23 protein-coding genes are annotated in these 21,678 nt (G+C 66.3%); 14 read left to right on the top strand and 9 right to left on the bottom strand.

What is annotated here, in order from left to right; all coding sequences use genetic code 11:
* Window positions 1-27: 27 nt before the first annotated feature.
* Genes crcB (AWC25_RS13385) through AWC25_RS13375 form a run of 3 tightly spaced genes read left to right on the top strand, consistent with a single transcriptional unit; the run spans window position 28 to window position 1,891 of the window.
* A complete protein-coding gene (gene crcB, locus AWC25_RS13385; protein WP_069399692.1) occupies window positions 28-426 on the top strand; it encodes a fluoride efflux transporter CrcB in 399 nt (132 codons plus the stop codon).
* Window positions 423-797 (top strand): fluoride efflux transporter CrcB, encoded by a 375-nt coding sequence (gene crcB / locus AWC25_RS13380; RefSeq protein ID WP_069399691.1) that lies wholly within the window; start codon window positions 423-425, stop codon window positions 795-797. The genes crcB (AWC25_RS13385) and crcB (AWC25_RS13380) overlap by 4 nt, the downstream gene beginning before the upstream one ends.
* Complete coding sequence (locus tag AWC25_RS13375) at window positions 794-1,891, top strand: DUF190 domain-containing protein (protein WP_085166933.1); 1,098 nt, start codon at window positions 794-796, stop codon at window positions 1,889-1,891. Before crcB (AWC25_RS13380) ends, AWC25_RS13375 begins: the two co-directional genes overlap by 4 nt.
* A 37-nt stretch (window positions 1,892-1,928) precedes the next feature.
* Here the strand turns inward: AWC25_RS13375 and AWC25_RS13370 are convergent, their stop codons facing one another.
* The 3 genes from AWC25_RS13370 to AWC25_RS13360 are packed head-to-tail and all read right to left on the bottom strand — an operon-like array spanning window position 1,929 to window position 4,054.
* The gene (locus tag AWC25_RS13370; RefSeq protein ID WP_069399689.1) at window positions 1,929-2,990 is read right to left on the bottom strand and encodes a hypothetical protein; all 1,062 of its coding nucleotides are present in this window, start codon (window positions 2,988-2,990) and stop codon (window positions 1,929-1,931) included.
* Between the two features lie 22 nt (window positions 2,991-3,012).
* Window positions 3,013-3,639 (bottom strand): GNAT family N-acetyltransferase, encoded by a 627-nt coding sequence (locus AWC25_RS13365; RefSeq protein WP_069399688.1) that lies wholly within the window; start codon window positions 3,637-3,639, stop codon window positions 3,013-3,015.
* A gap of 58 nt (window positions 3,640-3,697) precedes the next feature.
* On the bottom strand, window positions 3,698-4,054 hold the full coding sequence (locus AWC25_RS13360) for a DUF488 domain-containing protein (RefSeq protein ID WP_069399687.1): 357 nt from the start codon (window positions 4,052-4,054) through the stop codon (window positions 3,698-3,700).
* 133 nt (window positions 4,055-4,187) lie between these two features.
* Here AWC25_RS13360 and AWC25_RS13355 point away from each other — a divergent pair, with 133 nt between their 5' ends.
* On the top strand, window positions 4,188-4,760 hold the full coding sequence (locus tag AWC25_RS13355; protein ID WP_276048450.1) for a hemerythrin domain-containing protein: 573 nt from the start codon (window positions 4,188-4,190) through the stop codon (window positions 4,758-4,760).
* 10 nt (window positions 4,761-4,770) lie between these two features.
* Window positions 4,771-6,234: a protein adenylyltransferase SelO gene (locus tag AWC25_RS13350; protein WP_069399685.1), complete on the top strand. Its 1,464-nt coding sequence runs from the start codon at window positions 4,771-4,773 to the stop codon at window positions 6,232-6,234.
* Window positions 6,235-6,325: 91 nt separating this feature from the next.
* On the opposite strand, the gene AWC25_RS13345 is transcribed toward AWC25_RS13350, so the two are convergent.
* Window positions 6,326-6,721, bottom strand: coding sequence for a DUF4267 domain-containing protein (locus AWC25_RS13345; protein WP_069399684.1), 396 nt, complete (start codon window positions 6,719-6,721; stop codon window positions 6,326-6,328).
* 21 nt (window positions 6,722-6,742) lie between these two features.
* Entirely contained in the window at window positions 6,743-9,052 is a 2,310-nt protein-coding gene (locus AWC25_RS13340) for an SDR family oxidoreductase (RefSeq protein ID WP_158089744.1), read from the bottom strand.
* 375 nt (window positions 9,053-9,427) lie between these two features.
* Here AWC25_RS13340 and AWC25_RS13335 point away from each other — a divergent pair, with 375 nt between their 5' ends.
* The gene (locus AWC25_RS13335; protein ID WP_069399683.1) at window positions 9,428-12,313 is read left to right on the top strand and encodes an MMPL/RND family transporter; all 2,886 of its coding nucleotides are present in this window, start codon (window positions 9,428-9,430) and stop codon (window positions 12,311-12,313) included.
* A 17-nt stretch (window positions 12,314-12,330) separates the two neighbouring features.
* Window positions 12,331-12,960 carry a DUF732 domain-containing protein gene (locus tag AWC25_RS13330; protein WP_069399682.1) on the top strand — a complete coding sequence of 210 codons (630 nt, stop codon included), beginning with the start codon at window positions 12,331-12,333 and terminating at the stop codon, window positions 12,958-12,960.
* 19 nt (window positions 12,961-12,979) lie between these two features.
* Here the strand turns inward: AWC25_RS13330 and AWC25_RS13325 are convergent, their stop codons facing one another.
* On the bottom strand, window positions 12,980-13,873 hold the full coding sequence (locus tag AWC25_RS13325) for a DUF808 domain-containing protein (RefSeq protein WP_069399681.1): 894 nt from the start codon (window positions 13,871-13,873) through the stop codon (window positions 12,980-12,982).
* Between the two features lie 265 nt (window positions 13,874-14,138).
* Between AWC25_RS13325 and AWC25_RS13320 the strand changes: the two genes are divergently transcribed.
* Complete coding sequence (locus tag AWC25_RS13320; protein WP_372513403.1) at window positions 14,139-15,434, top strand: cytochrome P450; 1,296 nt, start codon at window positions 14,139-14,141, stop codon at window positions 15,432-15,434.
* An 11-nt stretch (window positions 15,435-15,445) separates the two neighbouring features.
* On the opposite strand, the gene AWC25_RS13315 is transcribed toward AWC25_RS13320, so the two are convergent.
* Window positions 15,446-15,736 (bottom strand): DUF732 domain-containing protein, encoded by a 291-nt coding sequence (locus AWC25_RS13315; protein WP_232326944.1) that lies wholly within the window; start codon window positions 15,734-15,736, stop codon window positions 15,446-15,448.
* A gap of 250 nt (window positions 15,737-15,986) precedes the next feature.
* Between AWC25_RS13315 and AWC25_RS13310 the strand changes: the two genes are divergently transcribed.
* The 5 genes from AWC25_RS13310 (at window position 15,987) to AWC25_RS13290 (ending at window position 19,459) form a co-directional block, all read left to right on the top strand.
* A complete protein-coding gene (locus AWC25_RS13310; protein ID WP_085166930.1) occupies window positions 15,987-16,712 on the top strand; it encodes a CDP-alcohol phosphatidyltransferase family protein in 726 nt (241 codons plus the stop codon).
* Window positions 16,709-17,344 carry a lysophospholipid acyltransferase family protein gene (locus tag AWC25_RS13305; protein WP_085166929.1) on the top strand — a complete coding sequence of 212 codons (636 nt, stop codon included), beginning with the start codon at window positions 16,709-16,711 and terminating at the stop codon, window positions 17,342-17,344. Before AWC25_RS13310 ends, AWC25_RS13305 begins: the two co-directional genes overlap by 4 nt.
* A gap of 322 nt (window positions 17,345-17,666) precedes the next feature.
* The gene (locus tag AWC25_RS27385; protein ID WP_308204724.1) at window positions 17,667-18,269 is read left to right on the top strand and encodes a phosphatidate cytidylyltransferase; all 603 of its coding nucleotides are present in this window, start codon (window positions 17,667-17,669) and stop codon (window positions 18,267-18,269) included.
* A 5-nt stretch (window positions 18,270-18,274) separates the two neighbouring features.
* Window positions 18,275-18,511 carry an ATP-binding cassette domain-containing protein gene (locus tag AWC25_RS27835; protein ID WP_069399676.1) on the top strand — a complete coding sequence of 79 codons (237 nt, stop codon included), beginning with the start codon at window positions 18,275-18,277 and terminating at the stop codon, window positions 18,509-18,511.
* Between the two features lie 66 nt (window positions 18,512-18,577).
* Window positions 18,578-19,459, top strand: coding sequence for a hypothetical protein (locus AWC25_RS13290; RefSeq protein ID WP_069399675.1), 882 nt, complete (start codon window positions 18,578-18,580; stop codon window positions 19,457-19,459).
* Between the two features lie 19 nt (window positions 19,460-19,478).
* Here the strand turns inward: AWC25_RS13290 and mtf2 are convergent, their stop codons facing one another.
* Both mtf2 and AWC25_RS13280 read right to left on the bottom strand, forming a co-directional pair.
* The gene (gene mtf2, locus AWC25_RS13285; RefSeq protein ID WP_372513409.1) at window positions 19,479-20,264 is read right to left on the bottom strand and encodes a fatty-acid O-methyltransferase Mtf2; all 786 of its coding nucleotides are present in this window, start codon (window positions 20,262-20,264) and stop codon (window positions 19,479-19,481) included.
* Between the two features lie 137 nt (window positions 20,265-20,401).
* Window positions 20,402-21,232, bottom strand: a complete 831-nt coding sequence (locus AWC25_RS13280; protein ID WP_069399673.1) for an LLM class F420-dependent oxidoreductase — start codon at window positions 21,230-21,232, stop codon at window positions 20,402-20,404.
* 251 nt (window positions 21,233-21,483) lie between these two features.
* Between AWC25_RS13280 and AWC25_RS13275 the strand changes: the two genes are divergently transcribed.
* Window positions 21,484-21,678: transposase (locus AWC25_RS13275; protein WP_211281046.1), on the top strand; the 195-nt coding region annotated here is incomplete at its 3' end.

The raw sequence follows: 21,678 nt of genomic DNA, 5'->3' as shown, positions 1-21,678 counted from the left end.
CATGGGCAAACGAAAGGGAACCAACACGTGGCACAACCCGACTATCGCGAACTGGCCGCGGTTTTCGCCGGCGGTGCGCTCGGCACGCTGGCCCGCGCCGCGTCGAGCACACTGACCGTGGCCGACCCCGGCGCCTGGCCCTGGCCGACGTTCATCGTCAACATCGTCGGTGCGTTCTTGATCGGCTACTTCACCACCCGGCTGCTCGAGCGGCTGCCGGTGTCGAGTTATCGGCGCCCGGTGCTGGGCACCGGCCTGTGCGGCGGCCTGACGACGTTCTCCACGATGCAAGTGGAGACGCTGAGAATGATCGAGCACGGCCACTGGGCGCTCGCGGCGACCTACACGATCGTCAGCGTCGTGCTGGGGTTGGTGGCGGTGCAGGTGGCCACCGCGATGGTGCGCCGGGCGCGGGTGCGTTCGTGACGGCGACGGCGATCCTGGCCTGGACCGCGGTCGCGGTCATCGGCGGCATCGGGTCGGTGCTGCGGTTTCTGGTCGACCGCACGGTCACGCGCCGGCTGGCCCTGCCGTTTCCGGTCGGCACGCTGGCGGTGAACATCAGCGGCGCCGCGCTGCTCGGTTTCCTCGGCGGTCTGTCGTTGAGCAGGGACACCGCCCTGCTGGCCGGCACCGCATTCGTCGGCGCCTACACCACGTTCTCCACCTGGATGCTGGAGACCCAGCGCCTCGGCGAGGAGCGCCGGGCGTGGGCGGCGGCAGCCAATGTCGTGGTCAGCGTGGTGCTGGGCCTGACGGCCGCGCTACTCGGACAATGGCTGGCGGAGCAGCTATGAACCAGCCGTGTTTGAAGTTGACCGCGTACTTCGGCGAGCGCCAGCACGCCGTCGGCGACGGCAGGCGCTTTCTGGCCGACGCGATGTTCGACGTGTTCGGCACTCATGACGTGGCCACCAGCGTGATGCTGCGCGGTATCGCCAGTTTCGGACCGAGCCACGAACTGCGCAGTGACGTGTCGTTGAGCTTGTCCGAAGATCCGGCGGTGGCGGTCGCGGCGGTCGACGTCGAGCCCAGGATCCGCTCCGTGATCGGCGAGGTGGCCGCACTCACCGGTCGCGGGCTGCTAACCGTGGAGCGCGCACGGCTGTTCACCCGGGAGCGTGGCACCGGCGCGCTCGGTGGCTTCGACGCCCACAACGGTGATGCCGCGAAACTGACCGTGTACGTCGGCCGTCAAGCACGCATCGCCGGTAAGCCCGCCTACTACGGCGTCTGCGACCTGCTGCATCGGCACGGATTCGCTGGGGCGATAGCACTTCTCGGCGTCGACGGCACAGCACATGGGCAACGTTTCCGGGCCCACTTTTTGGGCCGCAACGGCGACGTGCCGATGATGATCATCGGCATTGGCTCGACCGACCAAGTTGTAACTGCCACAACGGAGTTGGCGGATCTGCTGGCCGACCCGCTGCTGACCGTCGAACGGGTCCGGCTGTGCAAGCGCGACGGCGCGACGTTGGCGCGTCCGCAGCAGCTCCCCGCCACGGATACGCACGGGCGCACCCTGTGGCAGAAGCTGATGGTTTACACCGCCGAAGCCACTCGACACGAGCAGTTGCCGATCCACCGCGCATTGGTGCATCGCCTGCTGCGTTCGGGAACCGCTCGCGGGGCGACGGTGCTGCGGGGCGTGTGGGGCTTCTACGGTGACCACAAACCGCACGGGGACAAGTTCTTTCAGGTCACGCGCCGGGTTCCGGTCACCACCATCATCGTCGACACGCCGGAGTCGATCGCGCGCAGTTTCGACATCGTCGACGAGCTGACCGGCCGCCACGGGCTGGTCACCAGCGAAATGGTTCCGGCGGTGCTCTCACTCGACGAGACCCGACGCCTGGGTGACATCTCGTTGGCGCAGCTCGACTATTGACGTCGTGATGACGCCAAATCCGCACCCGCGCAGCGACTCAACGCCGAAGATGACATGGCGGGATGAGCGCGTTGTCCGCCTCGATGAGCTGGCCGATGGTGTGCTGATAGGAGCCGCGCCACGCGAACACCTGGTCGGGGGGCGGTGTCGCAAACGAGTCACGGCGCGCCTCGGTGACCGTCGATACCGCCGTCGTGGACAACTCGGCAATGCGGCGCAGGTGGGGTGCGAGCTCCGGCGCCGACACCTGATGCGAGTAGGCGACGAGTTGATCTGACCAGTTCCGGTACTCGTCCAGACCGGGACCGCCGGGCATGATCAGCCAGGGATCGAGCATATCCGGGTGCGCATGGATGTAATTCACCGCCGCGTCGGCGGTCCGGCAGTCATGGCTGGGCTGGTCCTGCAGATAGCCCGCCAGTGCCCCCACCGCGCCGGCGGCGACCGCCACCACCACGACCACGACGATGCGGTAGCGCAATCCGGGCGGCGCGGCCGGGATGTCGTCGGAATGGTCCAGCGCCGAAAGTGCTTGCGGGCTCGCGTTTGCCGCCGACCGCAGTAGCTCGAGATGCAGCGGCAATCGTCGCGCAGCGCGTGTCATCCACCCCAGCCGGCCAGCCACCAGCACTGCCAGCACAACCCAGATCAGACCGACGCGCGCATCGTGGCCGACGAATTCCAGCACCCCCGCCGCCGCTGCCAGCAGCGGAACCAGCCAGGCCGCCCGCCGCTGCCAGCGCGGCACCCGGCGCAGGTATGCGGCGGTGAGGTCGGCGACCCGGATCGCGGCCGCCAACACCGTCGGGTCCGCCGGCGCCTCGCCCGTGCGCAGCGCCCGGACGACGTTCGAGCGCTGTTCCAGATTCAACGCGGCGACGATCCGCGCGAAACTCTGCTGCGCCGGGCGCCGCGCAAGGGTCAACAGCGCGGTCACGGTCAGGCTGAAGGCCAGCACCGCCAGCACCGGCCAGGTCCAGCCGTACATGACGAGGACGGGAAATCCCAAGGCGCCCAGCACGGACAACGTGACGGCGAAGATGGCCGCGTTGAGCAGCCAATGCACCCACCACGGTGCCACCACGAGCCGAGCCCACATTTGTGCTCAGTGTCGCAAAGAATCAGCCGTCACGGGACCGCGGCACGTCGTCGGGCGTGCGTGGCAGCACGTACAGCGCCATCCGCCGGTTGGACATGTCGTGCTCACCGAGGAAAACGCAGCCGCCGCGCTCACAGAACTTGCGCGCCTGGATGTTTCGATGATCCGGGTCGAACATCACCCGCCGACACCGCGGATCGAGGGCGAACACGCTCACGACGACGTGCGGCAGCACGTAGCTCACGTGCCCGCGACTCAGGTACTCCAGATCGGCAACCGCGGCATGCAGCCCCAAGTCGTGGGGGTCGTAGTCGTAGCGGGTAGCGATGGAATCCTTTGCGGCCCGGTAAAGTTCGACGTATGCGTGGTCCACGCCGTCCAGGCTGATCAAGATGGGCAGCGAGAAATCGCTGTCGAGCTGCGCCCGCAGGTACCGGCGCCAGCGCTGCGGCGGCCACGGATACTCCCAGGATTCAGCCAAGTGCGGACGGTTCATCCATTCCGAGATCATCTCGGCGTCGGCGTCCGGGTCGGCCAGGCGCAAGCCGTACGGCGCCGGCACCTGGGGTATCGGCGGCGGGGGGACGTTGGCGACTTCGGCGCTGACGTCGATCAATCGCCGGGGCAGGATCACTTCGGGGTCACTCATATCGTCGCGGAGCCTACCCGCACCGCTTTCGGTCTAGCTGCGAGTTTGTCGCGCCGGCTCAGTCGCGGTCCAGCAATTTCGCCAGCACCGCCGCGTGGCTTTCGGACACGTCGCGGGTGGCGGTGACTAGGGTGACCACCCCGCGTTTTGCCAGCGCGCGCAGTTCGTGCAGCGCCGGGTTGCCGGCCAACTCGGCCTCGTAGCGTGACGCGAACTGGTCGAAACGCGCCGGGTCGTGGTGATACCAGTCGCGCAGTTCGCGTGACGGCGCGACGTCCTTGCACCATATGCCTACCCGCGGGTCGTCCTTGCGGACTCCGCGCGGCCACAGGCCGTCAATCAGGACGCGCTGTCCGTCCTCTGGAGTGACGTCCTGGTAGAGGCGCTCGACCCGGACCCGGCTCTTGGCGCTCATATCGCCAGCGTAGCGACCACCGAGCCGACAACGGGCGTTTATCTGTGCCCGGTCGTGGTAACCGATATCGAAACTGCGACAGCCCGCCGACGTGCTTTCCACACCCCGACTCTGGAGGTCACCCGTGCCCGAGATGATCATCGAGACTCCCGATGAGGTGGTGGCCTTCCTCAAGGCACAGCACAACTTGATCGAGGACATGTTCGACGAGGTGCTGTACGCGTCGGACCCCGAAGCGCGGGAGGCGCCGTTCACCGCATTGCGGCAGTTGCTGGCGGTGCACGAAACGGCCGAGGAGATGGTGGTGCATCCCCGGATGCGACGCGAGTCCGACGCCGGCGACGCGGTCGTCGACGCCCTGTTGAAGGACGAGCACAGCGCTAAAGAGCTGCTGTCCCAGATCGAAAAGCTGGATGTGACGTCGCAGGAGTTCGTCGACGAGCTCACCAAGCTGCGCCAGGCGGTCCTCGCCCATGCCGAACAGGAAGAGCAGGACGAATTCCCTTACCTGGAGCGCGAACTCGACTCCGACGATCTGAAACGCATGACCACCGCGGTGCGGGCGGCGCAGGCCATCGCGCCGACGCACCCGCATCCGGGCGTCGAGTCGGCCAAAATGAACTTCGCCATCGGTCCGTTTGCGTCGATGCTCGACCGGGCTCGCGACGTGATCCGCCAGGCCGTCAGCTTCCTCGATTCTCCGTAGTCTGAATGACGTGAGTGTCACACCGGAGGTCAGCGTTGCGATCCATCACGGCTTCGCCCGCGAGCTGCCCGAGCTGGGCATCCGCTCGCGCGCCGAGACGCCGCCCGACCCGCGGCTGCTGGTCCTCAACGAGCCGCTGGCAACGGAACTCGGATTCGACCTCGCCTGGCTGCGCGGCCCTGAGGGTTTGCGATTTTTGGTGGGCAATCTGCTGCCCGCCGGGGCGGTCCCGGTAGCGCAGGCCTACGCCGGTCACCAATTCGGCGGCCTCGTGCCGCGGCTCGGCGATGGACGGGCCTTGCTGCTGGGCGAACTGGCCGACCACGACGGCGCGCGGCGCGACATCGCCCTCAAGGGTTCCGGGCCGACCCCGTTCGCCCGCGGCGGTGACGGCCTGGCGGCGGTCGGCCCGATGCTGCGCGAATACGTCGTCAGCGAGGCGATGCACGCCCTCGGCGTCCCGACGACCCGCTCGTTGGCCGTGGTCGCCACCGGCCGGCCCGTGCAGCGCGAAACGCTGCTGCCGGGTGCGGTGCTGGTTCGCGTCGCCGGTAGCCACCTGCGGGTTGGCAGCTTCCAATACGCCGCCCTGACCGGGGACACCGACCTGCTGCGGCGCCTCGCCGACCACGCGATCGCCCGGCACCATCCCGACGCGGCGCACGCCGAAAATCCTTATCGCGCGCTCTTCGAGGCGGTGGTCGCCGCCCAGGCGTCGCTGATCGCCCGGTGGATGCTGATCGGATTCGTTCACGGTGTGATGAACACCGACAACATGACGATCTCGGGCGAAACGATCGACTATGGGCCGTGCGCCTTCATGGAGGCCTACGACCCCGACACCGTGTTCAGTTCGATCGACATGTGGGGGCGCTACGCCTACGGCAACCAACCCGCCGTCGCCGGGTGGAATCTCGCGCGCTTCGCCGAGGCACTGCTGCCGTTGCTTTCCGAGGACGTCGACGAGGGCGTCGCGCTGGCCGAGGAATCCTTCGGGGTCTTCCACAGGGAATACGACGCTACGTGGTCATCGGGTATGCGGGCCAAACTCGGTCTTTCCACCGGTGTCGACGCGGCGGAGGTCACCGGCCTGGCCGACGCTCTGTTGCGGCTGCTGAAGGAAAGCCACGTCGACTACACCTCGTTCTTCCGCCGGCTCGCCCGTGCCGCGCGCGGTGATACCGAGCCGGCCCGGGGATTATTCGTCGACCTGGCCGGATTCGATGCCTGGCTGTCCCGCTGGCAGGCCATGGGACCGAGCGCCGATGCGATGGACCGCGCCAACCCGATCTATATCCCGCGTAACCACCTGGTCGAAGAGGCCCTGACCGCGGCGACGGACGGCGACCTGGCGCCGGTGAGACAACTGCTCGAGGCGGTGACCGCTCCGTACGACGAGCGTCCCGGCTTGCAGCGCTACGCCGAGCCGGCGCCCGAGGAATTCGGCACCTACCAAACATTCTGCGGCACTTAGCTTTTAGTCCCGATCGGGACGGTCCGCTTGAGCTGACCGACCCAGACGACGTCGCAATCCGCGCGGCACAGGCGAATTCGGCGCCCGGACCTCAGTCCGCCGGTTGCTTCTGGGCTTTCGGTACGGGCCGCACCGCGCCCCATAATCCGACGGTGATACCCACGACCGCACCACCCAGGCCGATCAACCGCTGCGAGCGTTTGAGTTCGTGGTGCACACTCAACCCGCCCAGCAGATCTGCCGCGTCGGCGCCGCCCGAGGCCAGAAACCAGCCGCGGGTGTTCTTGCCGCGCAACGCCGCCGCCGTGAGCAGCCCGCCGATCAATGCGTCGCGGTAGCCCATCGAGCGCAGTAGCAGCCGCGCGGTGGGCGTCGGCTCCCCCGGGTCCCCCCATAGGCGGTTTGCCCCCAGCGGGTCTACCAGAAAGTGGACACCGGAGGCGAGTCGGATGCTGCCCGCAACGAGCGCGGCACGGTCGATCGGCATGGCCGCAGCCTACGCCGCGACTCAGCGGGCCGCGGTGATTTCACCCGCGGCGACGGCGTGGCCTGCGAGCACGGCGGTGGCGGCAGCGCAGCATTCGGTGACGGCTCGAAGGTCCTCGGCGGACAGCTGATTCGAGGCGCCGCTGAACCCCGGGTCGATGACGTCATTGCCGAAGTCCAGCCACTGCCGATCCGCCTCGATCTCAAGGAAACTCGCCAGACGGGTCAACGAAGAACGGGGTTCGGCGACAAGCTCTGCATACGACAACGGCAGATAATGGTCGCCGGGCAAGTCGGCCAGCTCGGCTTCGCCGGTGAGAATCAGCTCGCTCCACATCCGGGCGAACCGGACGACGGGCAGGCGCTGTCCCATCAGATAGTCGACGTCGCAGGTGTCGCCGAGCAGCGAGGCCAGTTCGATCGGTATCGCCGTCGGGTCCAGCCGCAGCCCGGGATGCCGGCGTTCCGGATCGAGATCGAGCAACTCGAGCGCGTCTTGGATGAGCGCCATCAAACGGAATCCGGTATGGCGACTCATCGAGACGGCCGTGTCCGGCCCGTTGCGATACAGGTGCACGAATTTCGCGTCGGGGAACGTCTGGCGCAGCCACGGCACGCTGCTCAACGACATCGCCGAGCGCTCGACCACCACGGTCCCGCCGAAATGCGTTGCAAGCCAAGCGAATAATCTCTTGTAGTGCAATCGGGCCGGTCGCTCGGGCCAGGTCTGGATCTCGGCGGCGAGAGCATCGAAGACACCGTCGGGATCGGAGGACAGGTGCGGCAGCGTCATCATGCTGATCGCCGGGATGCCGGTGGTGCTGGCGTCGAACCGAGTTCCTTCCAGTCGCGGATAGACGAACTCCGGCATCGCCGCGCCACCGCGGACCATCGAGTCGAAAATCGGGTGCGGGTCGGCCAGCATCCGCCAAAATTGTTCACCCGACAGCGTGTCGTCGACCGCCGACGACGCGCGTACCGACAGGTAAAACTCGTTGAGGCTCAACACATCCGGGTGCGCCCCCAAGACGCGCGACAGCGCCGTCGACCCGCTGCGACCGACCGTGACGATGAACGTCAGCCCTCGGACCGGGCCCACCTGTCGATGACGTGCCTGCGCGCCGCGAGCGGTGACGTCGAAGGGCCGTCGCACGCACGGCAGCGGCGGCGATGCCGAGCCACGGCCTTGCCGCGATTCGGCATTGACGGTGAAGTATCGCTTGTGGCGTCCCACGCTGTTCAACAGGTAATCGAGATCGACGACCGTATTGCGCTGCGGCTCACCGATAACGGCCCGGGTTTTGCTCGTGTCGTATGTCCGGCTGTGCTCGAGGTAGGGCATGAAGCCGCTCGCCCACCGCAGTCGCCGCTCCAGCAGGTTGGGGTCCTCGATCGGGCCGTCGACGAGCGTCAGGGGGATCGGCGACAACGCGTTGAACAGCTCCACCAGGGTTTGCACCGCGACGTCGTGGTGATGCACGACGTGGTAGGTATTCAGACCGTCGGGGGCCAACCGCATCAAACGCACCATCTCGTCGGCCGCCTCGCCGGCGGGCATGTAATTCAAGTGGCCGTTGGGATCTCCGCTGAGCCGCATCGACATGTTGGTGCGCATCGGACGTCCGGACACGGAGAACAGCCGCATCCCGCTGTCCGCCGACGTCGACAAGAAAGACAGCGGATGCAAGGGAAAGTCCGGGTGCGGCGGCCGGTCCACGATCAGGGCGCTGGGCCGCAGCACCACGACCCGCCGCCCCGTGCGTCGCGCCCAGTCCCGCACCAGCGACTCGGACTCGAATTTTGAACGCTCGTAGTTGTTTTCGAAGCCTTGGTCGTCGTCGCCAAGTTCGGTCTCGTAGATGAGACCGGTGCGGCGCTTGCCGGCTACGAACGCCGTCGACACATGGAATACATCGGGCGCTCGGCCGCCGGCGTCGGCGAGTTCGAGGATCCGCGTGGTGCCACCGACATTGGTGCGACGAAGGTCGTCAAGGTCGGCATCCAACTCGATGTTGCCGGCGCAGTGCAGGACGGCGTCCAGACTGTCGGCAAGCTCTCGGAACTGCCGATGCGTCAGCCCCAATCGGGGCGCCGCGAGGTCCACCGGGACGATCGTGAGTCTGTCGCGCAGCTCCCCTTCGCTCCAGGTCTGCATGTTGGTCCCGGCGTTTGCCGCTCCGTTTTCAGCGGTCAACGGCAGGGCCTTGTGGATGCGGGCGATGGGGTCGGCTTGCGGGCGGGTCAGCAGGGTGAACGTGTCGTCACCGCGAAGGATTTCGCTCAAGATGTGAATTCCGAGAAAACCCGTTGCGCCGGTGATCGCCCAATGCATCAAACAGTTCCGTCCCTCGCCCGAGCCCCGTGCCGTGACGGCCCCGGCTGGCCCCGGGTGGCCCCCACGCGAACTTACTGGGGTATCACAGAGCCCGCCATCTGAATTCATTCGCGATGACAACATCGCAGCTCAGGGCCCTGGCGGTGGCGGAGTTGCCGGGAAGTGAACCGCTGCTGTAATACGTTTCCTGTCGCCGCCGATCCATTCAATGAGAGACTTTGGAAGCGTCGCCTGCTCGCGGCAGGGTGACGGCAATACCAGAGGGAGACGAGCGATAGTGACAGCAGCTGCTGGCGCACCGGGGTGGACGGCGTGGTCGACGGGGATCACGCATGACGTGAACGCCGACAACTTCTGCTGGCAGTGGACCGCATGAGCGATCCACGCGTGGACGCGGAGCAGCGCCCGCCCTTCGCCGCACGGCTGATCCATCGGCTGTCGGTCCCGATCATCTTGGCGTGGCTGATTCTCACGGTCCTCGTGACGGTTGCCGTCCCCTCGCTCGAACAGGTGGAAAAGGAACGCTCGGTCTCCCTCAGCCCTCGGGATGCGCCGTCGATCAAGGCGATGCAGCGCCTGGGTGAGGACTTCAAGGAATCGAATTCCGACAGCCTGGCGATGATCGTGCTGGAGAGCCAGCAACCCTTGCGCGACGACGCGCACCACTACTACAACAACCTGCTGCGTGAACTTCGCAACGACCCCAAGCATGTGCAGCACATCCAGGACCTGTGGGGAAATCCGGTCACGGCCGGCGGCGCGCAAAGCGAGGACGGCAAGGCCGCCTATGTGCAGCTGAAGCTCGCCGGCAACCAGGGCACCAGCCTTTCCAACGAATCGGCGGACGCCGTCCGCAAGATCGTGGAGCGCACACCCCCGCCACCGGGCGTCAAGGTTTATGTCACCGGACCGGCGCCGCTCATCGCTGATCTGAACCACAGCGGCCAACGGACCATTCTCAAGGTCACCGTGGTGAGCCTCGTGGTCATCTTCGTGATGCTGCTGTTGGTGTACCGCTCGCTTTTCACCGTCATCGTCCTGCTGTTGATGGTTGGGATAGAGCTGCAGGTGGCCCGCCAAATCGTGGCGTTCTTGGGCAACAACGGCGTGCTGAGTCTTTCCACCTTCGCGGTCAATCTGCTGATCACCCTCGGCATCGCGGCAGGCACCGACTACGGGATCTTTTTCTTCGGGCGCTACCAGGAGGCACGTCAAGCCGGTGAGGACCGCCTGACGGCCTATTTCACCACTTACCGCAGCACGGCGAAGGTGGTGCTGGCTTCGGGTTTGACCATCGCCGGATCCGTGTTCTGCCTCAGCTTCACCCGGATGCCGTACTTCCAGACCATCGGGGTCCCGTGCGCTGTCGGCATGCTCGTGGCGGTAGCCATCGCGCTGACCCTGGTGCCCGCGGTGCTCGCGGTGGGTGGCGGTCTCGGCGTGTTCGAGCCCCGGCGGCGGCTCACCGTTCGTCGCTGGCGCCGGATCGGCACGGCGGTCGTCCGCTGGCCCGGACCGATTTTCGCCGCCGCGTGCGCCGTCACGCTGGTCGGTCTGCTGGCGCTGCCGGGCTACACGACGAACTACCACGACCGGGTGTATTTGCCCGACGACCTCCCGACCAACCAGGGATATGCCGCCGCGAACCGGCACTTTCCGTTAGGCCGGATGTTGCCGGAGTTTGTCTTGATCGAGGCCGATCACGACATGCGCAATCCGTCGGACTTCCTGATCCTGGAACGGCTGGCAAAGGGCGTTCTCGCGGTCCCGGGCGTTTCCCGGGTGCAGTCCCCCACCCGCCCGGCCGGCTCGCCGATGGCGCACACGACCATCCCGTTCCGGTTGGGCATCATGAACGCGAGCCAGATGGAAAACATCGAATACCAAAAGGCTCGCATGAACGACATGCTCAAGCAGGCCGATGAGCTCGCCAAGACGATCGAGATCACGACGACGCTGTATCACCTGATTCTGCAGCTGAACGCCGTGACCCATGACCTGGCTCTCAACACACACGACGTGCAGGCGATCACCACCGAACTCCGCGACGACATCTCGAATTTCGAAGACTTCCTGCGGCCGATCCGCAGCTACTTCTACTGGGAAAAGCACTGCTACGACATCCCGATCTGCTGGTCGTTCCGGTCGCTGTTCGATTCCTTCGACGGCATCGACGAGCTGGATGACAAGCTCGCCGAACTCGTCGTCGACATCGACAAGGTCGATGTGCTGATGCCCAAGCTGGCCGCCGAGCTTCCGATTCAGATCGACACCATGAAGCAAATGCGCACCATGATGTTGACGATGCACTCCACCATGAGCGGCATCATCGGCCAGGCCGATTCGCAGGGCAACATCACCACCGATATGGGCGCGGCCTTCGATGCTTCGAAGAACGACGACTCCTTCTACCTGCCCCCGGAGGTCTTCCAGAACCCCTCGTTCCAGAAGGTGATGGGACTGTTCCTGTCGCCGGACGGCAAAGCGGCACGAATGATCATCTCGGATCGTGGCGACCCCGCCACCCCGGAAGGCATCGCGCGGGTCGCGGCGATCAAGACCGCGGCCGAAGAATCGCTGAAGTCGACGCCGCTGGAAAACACCAACATCTATGTCGGCGGTGTTTCGGCGACCTACAAAGACCTGCATGACGGCTCGCGGTACGACCTGATGATCGCCGGCATCGCCGCGCTGTGCTTGATCTTCGCGATCATGCTGATGATCACTCGCAGTTTCGTGGCCGCCATGGTGATCGTCGGGACGATCGTGACGTCGTTGGGAGCCTCGATCGGATTGTCGGTGCTGCTTTGGCAGCACATCATCGGACTCGGGCTGGAATGGCTCGTCTTGCCGATGTCCGTCATCATCCTGTTGGCGGTGGGATCCGACTACAACCTGCTGCTCGTCTCGCGGATGAAAGAAGAGCTGGGTGCCGGTATCAACACCGGCATCATTCGAGCAATGGGCGGCACCGGAAAGGTCGTCACGGCCGCGGGGCTGGTGTTCGCCGTCACGATGGCCTCGATGGTGGTCAGCGATCTGCGCGTGATCGGTCAGATCGGCACCACGATCGGTTTGGGCTTGTTGTTCGACACGTTGATCGTGCGCGCATTCATGACGCCGTCCATCGCGGCCCTGCTGGGCCGCTGGTTCTGGTGGCCGTTGCGAGTCCGGCGGCGGCCGGCGAGCTACCTGCTGCGCTCCGAAGGCTCCCGTCCGATGGTCCGCGCCCTGCTCGGCACCCACGCGCCCGACTAGCCGCAGCGACCCCCGACATGTCCGAGCCGGGACCGGCCACCGACAAAACCGCCGGACTGGACGGTGGCGAGACGGCCGCCGCACCCACTGCTGCGGAACCCGAAGCGCCGACGACGTCGAACTCCGCCGGTTTGGCGTGGTCTCGCGACGACGCGGGTGACATAACGGGCGAGTCGACGAGCCAGCGCCGGTCCTGGCGCGCCACCTGGCGTACCGCGGCCGCGTTGTTCGCGGCCGGCGTCGTGGTCGCCGGAGCGATCGTGCTGGGCTGGGCCCTGTTGGCTGACCATCCGAAAAACCCTGCGCCGTCCCCCGGTGCGGCACCGACGTCGACGACCACACCCGCGTCGACCGCAGCGCCGGCGGCCACGGCCGCCCCCTCCTCGATCGTGTCGACACCGGATCAGGACAACCGGTACGTGCAATCCCTCAACGACCGCGGTATCTCCTTCGCCAACCCCGACGCCGCGATCTACAACGGAAAGATGGTCTGCGAGAACATCCGGGTGGGCATGACGGTCCAGCAGGTCATCGCCGACTTCCGGGCCAGTAATCCGGCGCTCGGCAACGACGCCGACGCCTACGTGACGATCTCGGTCCACGCCTACTGCCCGCAGTATTCAAACCTGGTGGGCTCGGCTCCCTAATGGGCGCGTAAAACCGTCCCTAACGGCCCCCGCGGATCAGTGACAACAGCTGGACGAGACCGAACCCGGTGAATCCGACGAGCAACCCGATCAGGGTGGACGCCGCGGCGTTGACGAGCCAACCCAACAGGCCACCGACGATGTCGACGGCGTGGCTGAGGCGGGATTCGGCATGGTGCACCGCGCCGGGCACGGTGTGCCAGCCGAGCCGAGTGCTGCCGTCGAGCAAGATGTGGCCACCGACCCACAGCATCGCCACCATCCCGATCGACGAGAGCGCGGACAGCAGCCCGGGCATGGCCGCGACCAGCCCCCGGCCGACGCCCCGGCCGATTCGGGAGGCAGTGGACGTGAGACGCAAACCGATGTCGTCCATCTTGACGATGACGGCCACCACGCCGTACACGGCGATGGTGAGGACCACGGCGACGACGACCAATATGACCAGCCGGGGCAAGAAAGTCTGGTCGGCCACCTCGTTGAGGGCGATCACCATGATTTCGGCCGACAGCACCAGGTCGGTCCGGATAGCCCCGGCCACCACCTCGTCCTCGGCGGCGGACACCGCGTGCGGGGCCCGGCCGCGGAAACTGCCCCACACCTTTTCCGCGCCCTCGTAGCACAGGTAGACCGCACCGACCATCAGAACCGGGGTGACCAGCCGCGGCGCGAACTGACTGAGCAGCATTGCGGCGGGCAGAATCACCACGAGCTTGTTGCGAAAGGATCCCAGCGCGATGCGCCGGATAATCGGCAGTTCGCGCTCGGCGGCGATGCCATGAACGTATTGCGGCGTGACGGCGGTGTCGTCGATGACCACACCGGCCGCCTTGGCGGTCGCGCGACCGCTGGCGGCGGCCATTTTGGCCAGGACCGCGACGTCGTCGAGCAGTCCAAATAGGCCCGCGCTCATCGTGTCCCCGCCATGGCGTTGCAGGGTACCCGGTCGCTGCACGGTGACGCGCCATGGGACGAGTTGACAGCAAAGCGCTGCTGGTCATCGGCGACGTCCGCGCCCACACCGCCCCAGCCCTGTCAGCATCACCGACCCCATCAGCACCAAAAGGCCTGGGCTAGAACAGATCCGGCAAGGGACCGCAACAGTGCGCCGCACGCACAACCCCGCCCAGTGATATGTTCCGGCAGACGACTCACCGGCGGGTGCGAAGGGGATCGCTGTGCGGACGAGCATCTGGACTCGGTGGATGCTGAGGTACGGCGCGCCGCGGGCGTTCTTGGCCGTGCAGGCCCGCCGCGGGCAGCCCCTGGCCCGTTTCCTGCTGGGGCGCGCCTCCGACCACGAGATGTATCGCGTGGTCGAAGACATCCGAGCCCAGGGCCGGTTGGTGCGGCGGCCGTTTGTGTGGGTGACCGCCGATCATCAGGTCTGCCGCGCCGTGTTACGCGATGACGCGTTCGGGGTCACCAATCTGGTGAATGCGCCGTTCCCCCAGCCAATTCCGGCGTTGATCGGCCGCACCGATCCGGGCCTGCCGAATCCGGTGGAGCACCCCGCCATGGTGATGAGCGATCCTCCCGATCACACCCGGTATCGGCGGTTGTTCGCGCAAAGTTTCACCCCGCGCGCCATCGACAGACTCGGCGCCCGCGTCTCGGAGATCACGGCCGAATTACTCGACCGTTTGGCAGCCAGCCCGCGGCCCGATCTGGTTGCGGACTTCGCGACGGAACTACCTGTCGCAGTCATCGCCGAGATCCTCGGGTTGCCAACCGATGCGCGTCCGCAGGTGCGGGACTGGGGGTACAGTCTGGCGCCGCTGCTGGATTTCGGGACAGGCTGGAAGACGTTTCGTCATGCCGTGGAGTGCCTGCGCGAGGTCGACCGCTATGCGGCCGAATTCATCGAACACGCACGCAACGGCGATGCAGGTGACGACCCGTTTGGCCGCGTGGCCGTCGGCGGTGAGCTAACCCATCGCGAATTCGCAGCCAACGCAGCACTTTTGGTCGGCGCCGGGTTTGAGACGACGGTGAATTTGATCGGCAACGGCATTGTTTTGCTGTTGGACCATCCCGACCAATTGGAATTGCTGCGCAACGATCCGGGGTTGTGGCCGGCCGCCGTCGAGGAGATCCTGCGATACGAAAGTCCCGTGCAAATGCTGGTGCGCACCGCGCACCGGGACGTCGAGATCGCGGCCACACAGATCCCCGCCGGATCCATGTTGGTGTTGTTGATCTGCGGCGCCAACCGCGACCCACGCGTCTTCACCGATCCCGCCCGGTTCGACATCACCAGAGCCAACGCGCGCGATCACTTGGCGTTCGGTTCCGGCATGCACGGCTGCCTCGGCGCAGCGCTGGCCCGAATCGAAGGCGCCATCGCCCTGCGCACGCTGTTCGAGCGGTTCCCCGACCTGGCGCTGCGCGAGCGGCCGGAGCGGCTCGGCCTGGTCACCTTGCGCGGGTTCAAGCGGCTGCCCGCCGAACTGCGGGCCAGCCAGACGCGATAGAGCGGACCAGGTTAACCGGCCCCAGGCGCCGACGGGGGGCCCGGCTCCCCTTCGTGTTGTGGGCAGTAGGCGTCCTCCGCGATCGCGGTGAACTGGGCGGCCGCGTCCCCCTTGAACGCCGGGTTGCTCTCCGACACGGTCTTGATGACGTCACTTTCGGACATGCCCTGGTCCATCAGTGTGCATTCCCTCTTGCCGACGCTGATCGCGGCGTTCGGGGTCGGATACGAGATTCCGGCTGCTTTCAGCGCGGCCAGAAACTTCGAATCCGGCCCCGGGTCCGCGTGTGCCGGTACGGCCACACCGATCACGACAGCAAGGTTCGCAAGAAGTACAAGGATTCCCCGCATCACCCCATCGTCCTACGCGGCGGCATCGCTGTCCTGTGGAGCAAATACATTCGCCGGCGGTTCTTGGGATCGGTAGTCGCTGCGGCTCGATGTACTGGGCGCAATCGCAATCGCACGCCGCCACGCGCGAAAGGAGCCGGCCATCAGTACCGACGCCGCCACCCCGATCTCGTCCCCGCCGAAGACCCGCCGGGGAGCACGCTTGACGGGCCTCTACGGGCTCAAGCCGTGGTTCAGCGCGCGGTTGACGCCGATCGTCGAGGGCGCGGTGACCCGGCGGGTCTCCCCGGACGTGTTCACCGTCGTCGGGGTGCTTGCCGCGGCCGCGGCGGGCGTCGCCGTCGCGTTCGGATGCTGGCCACTGGCCGCGGTGTGCATGGTGCTGCGGCTGGCCGGCGCCAACCTCGACGGCGCGGTGGCCCGCGCTCGGGGAGTGACCCGGCCCTGGGGTTTCGTCGTCAACGAAATCGGTGACCGTACCGCGGATCTGCTTGCTTTTGCCGGGTTGGCGGTCTGGGCGGCACGACATTCCGGCGCCGGGCTGCACTGGCTGTCCTGGCCGGTGCTCCAGGTACTCATCGCGGCGCTCGCCGCGACACTGCCGACCTTCGCGTCGCTTGCCGCGGCCGCGGCCGGCGCCACGCGCCGCAACGGCGGCCCCCTCGGCAAGACCGAACGCTGCCTATTCGTGGTGCTGGCCACGGCGTGTCCGGTGATCATGCCCGTGCTGCTGGTGCAACTGGTGAACGGGTCGATACTCACTACCGTGTTGCGGCTGCGGGCGGCGCACCGCGAGTTGACGGAATGCGCCGAGCAGCCCCAGCGGGTCGCGCTGAGGGAGCAACTCGAGGCGGTGACGCGACCGCTCGACATCGTCACGCAGCCGCTCAACGTCGCTACCCGCCCCCTCTCGGTGGCAGCGGCATGACCGCGAACGGGTTGCCGAGCCTGCTTCGGCACTGGCTCTGGCGGATCGTGTGCGCCGCCGCGGGCGGATTGATCGTGGATCGACCGTCGCAGACCCCGGGCGGTTGCGTGGTCGTGGCCAACCACAGCTCGCATGCCGACACCGCGGTGCTGCTGGCCGCGCTGCCGCCGGCGTCCAGGCCGGTGTTCGGGGCAGCAGCCGACTACTGGTTCGACGTACGCGTGCGGCGGTTCATCGCGACGTCGGTTGCCGGGATCCTCCCGATCCGGCGGAACGGCAACGGCAACTACGCCGCATTGCTCGCCGCGGCCCGGCCCGCCCTGCAGGCCGGCCGCTCCGTCGTGATCTACCCCGAGGGCATCCGGTCGACGGACGGGCGCATCGGCGAGTTCCGATCGGGTGCGCTACGACTGGCACGCGATTGCGGCGTGCCGATCCTTCCCGTCGCGATCTCCGGCACCGCGGCCGTGCTGCCCAAGGACGGGCGCTATTCCCCCGGCCCCATGCGCGTGCATATCGGCGCGCCGCTCGACCCGCACGCCATCTCGGCCCCGCAGCTGCGGGCGCATGTGCTGGCCTTGCGCGACGACCTCGGCATCGACCCTGCTCACCGGTATGCGCTGGCGTCCTGAATCGGGTCGACGGGCATGACGATCGTCGATGGCTACCTGGCCTTTTTACATCGCGATCGGCGGATGCCGCACGACGTCGACCTCGGTCGGCTGCACATCCACCTGTACTCGCGGGCCGTGTTTCTCATGTGGGTCACGGTCGCAATCCTGGCCCTCGCCGGCCTCATCGTCCTGGCTTCGCGCAAGCGGGAACTGATCGAGAAGTCGCGCACCTGGGCACTCATCGCCCCTACGGTCGGCATCCCGGTCTGGATCGGCCCCGCCACCACCGCCGTGCTGGCGGCGGCGCTGGCTCGTCGTCGCGGCCGCCGAATACGCGCGACTGGTCGGGCTGGGGCGTCGGGATGCCTACTTACTGGGCGCACTGGCCGCCTTGTACCCTGCCGCGGCCTGGTTGCGGCCCTCCCTGCTGCAGCTGGCCCCCGCCGTGGTGCTTTTGTGCGCGGTGCCGTCCGTGCTGAGCGGCGACGTCGCGCACGGCGCCAAACGCGGCGCGTTCACGGGATTTGGATCCGTGTGGATCTGCTGGTCGATGTCCCACTTGGTCATGTTGTGGCCGAACAGCTATCTGCTGTGCTTTGCCGTCGCGGCCGCCGACGTCGCCGCCTGGTGCGGCGGAAAAGGGTTGCGCCGCATGGCGTGGGCTCGCCGGCCGCTCTCGCCGCTGAGCCCGAGCAAGACGGTCGGCGGCATGGTCGGGGCCATCATCGGGGCGTTCGTCGTACTCACCCTGCTGGGCACCATGTCGATCGGACTGCTGGTCGCCATCTCCGTCGGCGGTGTCTTCGGGGACCTGCTGGAGTCCATGGTGAAGCGGCAGGCGCAGGTCAAGGATGCCGGTTGCTGGCTACCCGGTTTTGGAGGCCTGCTGGATCGGATCGACTCCTTGTTGCTCGCTCTCCCGCTCGCCTACCTACTCGGATGACTCAAATGACCTTTTCCACTGCGCCGACAACCGCGATGCGTATCCCCGCGACCGCCACCGCCGCGGGACTCGAAGTCCACGACGTCACGCTAACCCGTGCGCGCGATGCCGTTGCGCTGGAACATGTCTCGTTGACCGCGCGGCCCGGAACGCTGACGGCGATCATCGGGCCGTCGGGCGCGGGAAAGTCCACGCTCGCTGGTGGAAAACGCGGCCTGCACGCTAGCGATGCGACCGGCTGATTGCGATTTGCCCGGCCCGGGCGTGAGGATGGTCGAAACGGCTGCACCCGCGGAGGCGTACCCACCATGCCTTACGACCATCCGGACGCGTCGCGGGTGTCGGCCGCGGAGCACGCGCAGGCACTGGTCGCCGCGGCCCGGGACGATCCGACGGCGCGACTGGCGTTGCTGCGCCGTCTTTACGAGGTGCCCCGTGGGGTGGATCGCGGTTATCTGCCGTACCGCCGCGCCGCCTCGGCATTCATGGGATGGCAGCTGCGACGGGGCCTGCTCAACGCGCCGGACGACCCGTGTCCGGGTAGCCCCTGGTGGCGGGCAGTTAACGAAATTTTGCTGCGCGACACGGCCGAAGCGCGCGCCTTTGCGTTCGGGTGTGGCGGAAAGCCCAGTTCACCCGCGGTCGATGTCCACCTGCAATTCATCCAGTATCCGACCGCGCGCAATTGGTACCGCGCCCATAACGCCTCGATCGCCGCGGCGTTTATGGCCAATGAAGAGCTGGCCTATCGGGAGACGCGAGTGGAACGGTTCTTCCTCAACGTGGTCCTCATCCGGGTACTTTATGCCCATGCGCTGGTTGCCGCGCCCCAACTGGCTCTGGGCTGGCTGGCCCCAATGGCGCGGCCACTCGGCGACCCGCGGGTTGGGATGACCGGGATATTCTTGTCGCTGTCGCGCATCCTTCCAGACCGCTATCCGCTCGGCGATGACGTCGAAACCTACGTCGCTCTGGAGCACCGCCTGGGTCACCTGCTCGACGTCGGCATCATCAGGCCTCGTTGGGGCCGCCTGTATGAATGGTCCGCCGATGAGCTTGCGCACCCGGCACTGCGCGAACTGTTCAATGGCGACACGCCCACCTACGCGTGGGCTACCGAGGACAGCGACGTCTGGCAGTTCCAGCCCTCCTTGTTGGCCCGTGCCGCACGGCGGTTCGTCCCGGCGTAGCAGCCTCGTACGTCGCCGGTCACCCCTTTGCCAAGCAATACATGCGATAGTCAGTCGAGCCGCCAGATCCCATGTCCTGGAAGACTTTCCAGATCAGCACATAGCCGCGGACCAGCAGCCACCTGCGCAGGAACGCCGGCACCAATCGATCGATGACGCGGACCCACCATTGGGAGTTCTTCTCCATCCCACGCATGACTTCTTCGTTGATGTTCCGCCGGGACAACATTGTCAGCGATGCCTCAGCCAATTGCTTCTCCCAGGGAGCAACGGTGTCGGAGAACCGGAAATCGGCGTAGAGGAAATGACCGCCGGGATGTAATACGCGACTCACCTCGTCGAGGAAGCGGGGAAAGTCGGGGTAGAGATGTGACGATTCGATATTGATCACCGCGTCGAAGGAGTGGTCAGGGAAAGGCAGTTCCTGCGCATCTCCTTGGACGAATTCCAGGCCGAGAACGTGGTGTCTTTTCCGACAGAAGGCAATGCCGGTGGCGTTCAGGTCCAGCCCGGTGTACGACGCCGGGCGCAAGGTGCGCGTCAGGTAGGAAGCGCCGCCGCCGTGGCCGCAGCCGACCTCCAACACCGTCTTGCCGGCCAGGTCGACCTGGGTCGCCGTGCGGTGATACAGCTGGATGAAATAGCGGTCCCGCTCGTCGGCGGCCGACAGCGGCACCGCCATCGGCGGATCTTCCTCATACCCGTAATTGAGGAACAGCACGTCGTCCTTGCGGAGCCGACGGGTCAGGTACGGATAGAAGTATTGGTAAATCAACTGCAGAAATTTCGTTTGCAGTGTGGTCAGCAGCGACGGGCGAAACTCTCTGGCTTCCACTCCCATGCGCGGAGTGTAATGCGCATGTTCGCTAATGAGACGGAATCGACAAAATTAACGTAATCGCCGACAAGACGTGCGGTGTCCCCCGAACCCGGGTGGCCTTTTCAGAGGTACTTATCCACCTTCGCGGCGTATTCATCGAGCAAGCGCAACGATTCGTCCAACGGTTTGGTCGGCAACAGCAGCGCCAATTGATGGAAACCCAATTCTTTTGCACGATCCCAATATTCGGCGTCGGCCGGGGTGCCGAACATTGCCAGCGGCACGTCGCGACCGCCGCTGCCTTCGCGTAGCTGCTCGACACGTCGGGCCAGATGCTCGATCGGCAGCGGGTTGGAGATCCAGCCGGCGTCGTGGCGAATCACCCGTTTGACCGTGGCATCGGAGTCGCCGCCGATGAAGATCGGGGGGTGCGGCTTTTGCACGGGCTTGGGCCGGCTGTAGGCGGGATCGAAGTCGACGAATTTGCCGTGGTATTCGGCGGGTTCGGTGGTCCACAGCGCTTTGATCGCCTCGATGCGCTCGTCCAGCAGCTTGCCGCGTGTCTTCGGGTCGGTGCCGTGGTTACGCAACTCTTCGATGTTCCAGCCGGCGCCGACGCCGAAGACGAAGCGGCCGCCGGAGATCAAATCGATGCTGGCAGCTTCCTTCGCCGTGATGATCGGATCGCGCTCGATCAGCAGGGCGATTCCGGTGAACAGCTCGATGGACGAGGTCACCGCCGCGGCGGCGGCCAACGTGACGAACGGATCGAGGGTCCGGTAATAGAAGGAGGGCAGCTCGCCGCCACGGGGATAGGGGGACTCTCTGCTCGCCGGGATGTGGGTGTGTTCGGCGATGACCAGCGAGGCGAAGCCGCGCTCTTCGATTGCCCGGGCCAGCGAGACCGTGTCGATGGTGTCGTCGTTGACGAACGTCGAGATTCCGAACTTCATGCTGTTCCCTATCTTCGCCGGGTGAAGTGTCACTAACGCGGACCAACGCCCGCTCACCCGACGCTAATCCCCCACGCTGCCGACGGCCTCGGCTGTTGTCACGGCAGCCCCGGTCAAGGTTGTGTCCACCAAGGTGGTGTACGAGTCGGACCTGATTCTGGTGACCGGCGTGTCGTAGCCGAGTGGATGAAGGTCATCGCGTGATTCTTCGAGAGACCGTCCAAAGTTTCTCGAGCAAAGGAATCGACGCGATGACCACTGCCCACAATATCGACCTGCCTGCTGTGCTGGCCGAACGACTCACCACCTGCCACCCCGACGTGCTGCGGGAGATGCTAGCCACCTTCATCCACACCCTGGTGGGCGCCCAAGCCGACGCGCTGTGTGGTGCCGGATACGGCCAACGCAGTTCGGAGCGCACTAACCAGCGCAATGGCTATCGGCAC

This window comes from Mycobacterium sherrisii, assembly GCF_002102355.1.
Classification (GTDB): domain Bacteria; phylum Actinomycetota; class Actinomycetes; order Mycobacteriales; family Mycobacteriaceae; genus Mycobacterium; species Mycobacterium sherrisii.
This window is presented reverse-complemented; position numbering and strand designations above follow the sequence as displayed.

Bases quoted from the DNA above. Each gene is read 5' to 3' on its own strand.
- AWC25_RS13375 (WP_085166933.1), top strand. From the start codon at position 794: ATGAACCAGCCGTGTTTGAAGTTGACCGCGTACTTCGGCGAGCGCCAG.
- AWC25_RS13370 (WP_069399689.1), bottom strand. From the start codon at position 2,990: ATGTGGGCTCGGCTCGTGGTGGCACCGTGGTGGGTGCATTGGCTGCTC.
- AWC25_RS13365 (WP_069399688.1), bottom strand. From the start codon at position 3,639: ATGAGTGACCCCGAAGTGATCCTGCCCCGGCGATTGATCGACGTCAGC.
- AWC25_RS13360 (WP_069399687.1), bottom strand. From the start codon at position 4,054: ATGAGCGCCAAGAGCCGGGTCCGGGTCGAGCGCCTCTACCAGGACGTC.
- AWC25_RS13355 (WP_276048450.1), top strand. From the start codon at position 4,188: ATGATCATCGAGACTCCCGATGAGGTGGTGGCCTTCCTCAAGGCACAG.
- AWC25_RS13345 (WP_069399684.1), bottom strand. From the start codon at position 6,721: ATGCCGATCGACCGTGCCGCGCTCGTTGCGGGCAGCATCCGACTCGCC.
- AWC25_RS13340 (WP_158089744.1), bottom strand. From the start codon at position 9,052: ATGCATTGGGCGATCACCGGCGCAACGGGTTTTCTCGGAATTCACATC.
- AWC25_RS13335 (WP_069399683.1), top strand. From the start codon at position 9,428: ATGAGCGATCCACGCGTGGACGCGGAGCAGCGCCCGCCCTTCGCCGCA.
- AWC25_RS13330 (WP_069399682.1), top strand. From the start codon at position 12,331: ATGTCCGAGCCGGGACCGGCCACCGACAAAACCGCCGGACTGGACGGT.
- AWC25_RS13325 (WP_069399681.1), bottom strand. From the start codon at position 13,873: ATGAGCGCGGGCCTATTTGGACTGCTCGACGACGTCGCGGTCCTGGCC.
- AWC25_RS13305 (WP_085166929.1), top strand. From the start codon at position 16,709: ATGACCGCGAACGGGTTGCCGAGCCTGCTTCGGCACTGGCTCTGGCGG.
- AWC25_RS27835 (WP_069399676.1), top strand. From the start codon at position 18,275: ATGACCTTTTCCACTGCGCCGACAACCGCGATGCGTATCCCCGCGACC.
- AWC25_RS13290 (WP_069399675.1), top strand. From the start codon at position 18,578: ATGCCTTACGACCATCCGGACGCGTCGCGGGTGTCGGCCGCGGAGCAC.
- AWC25_RS13280 (WP_069399673.1), bottom strand. From the start codon at position 21,232: ATGAAGTTCGGAATCTCGACGTTCGTCAACGACGACACCATCGACACG.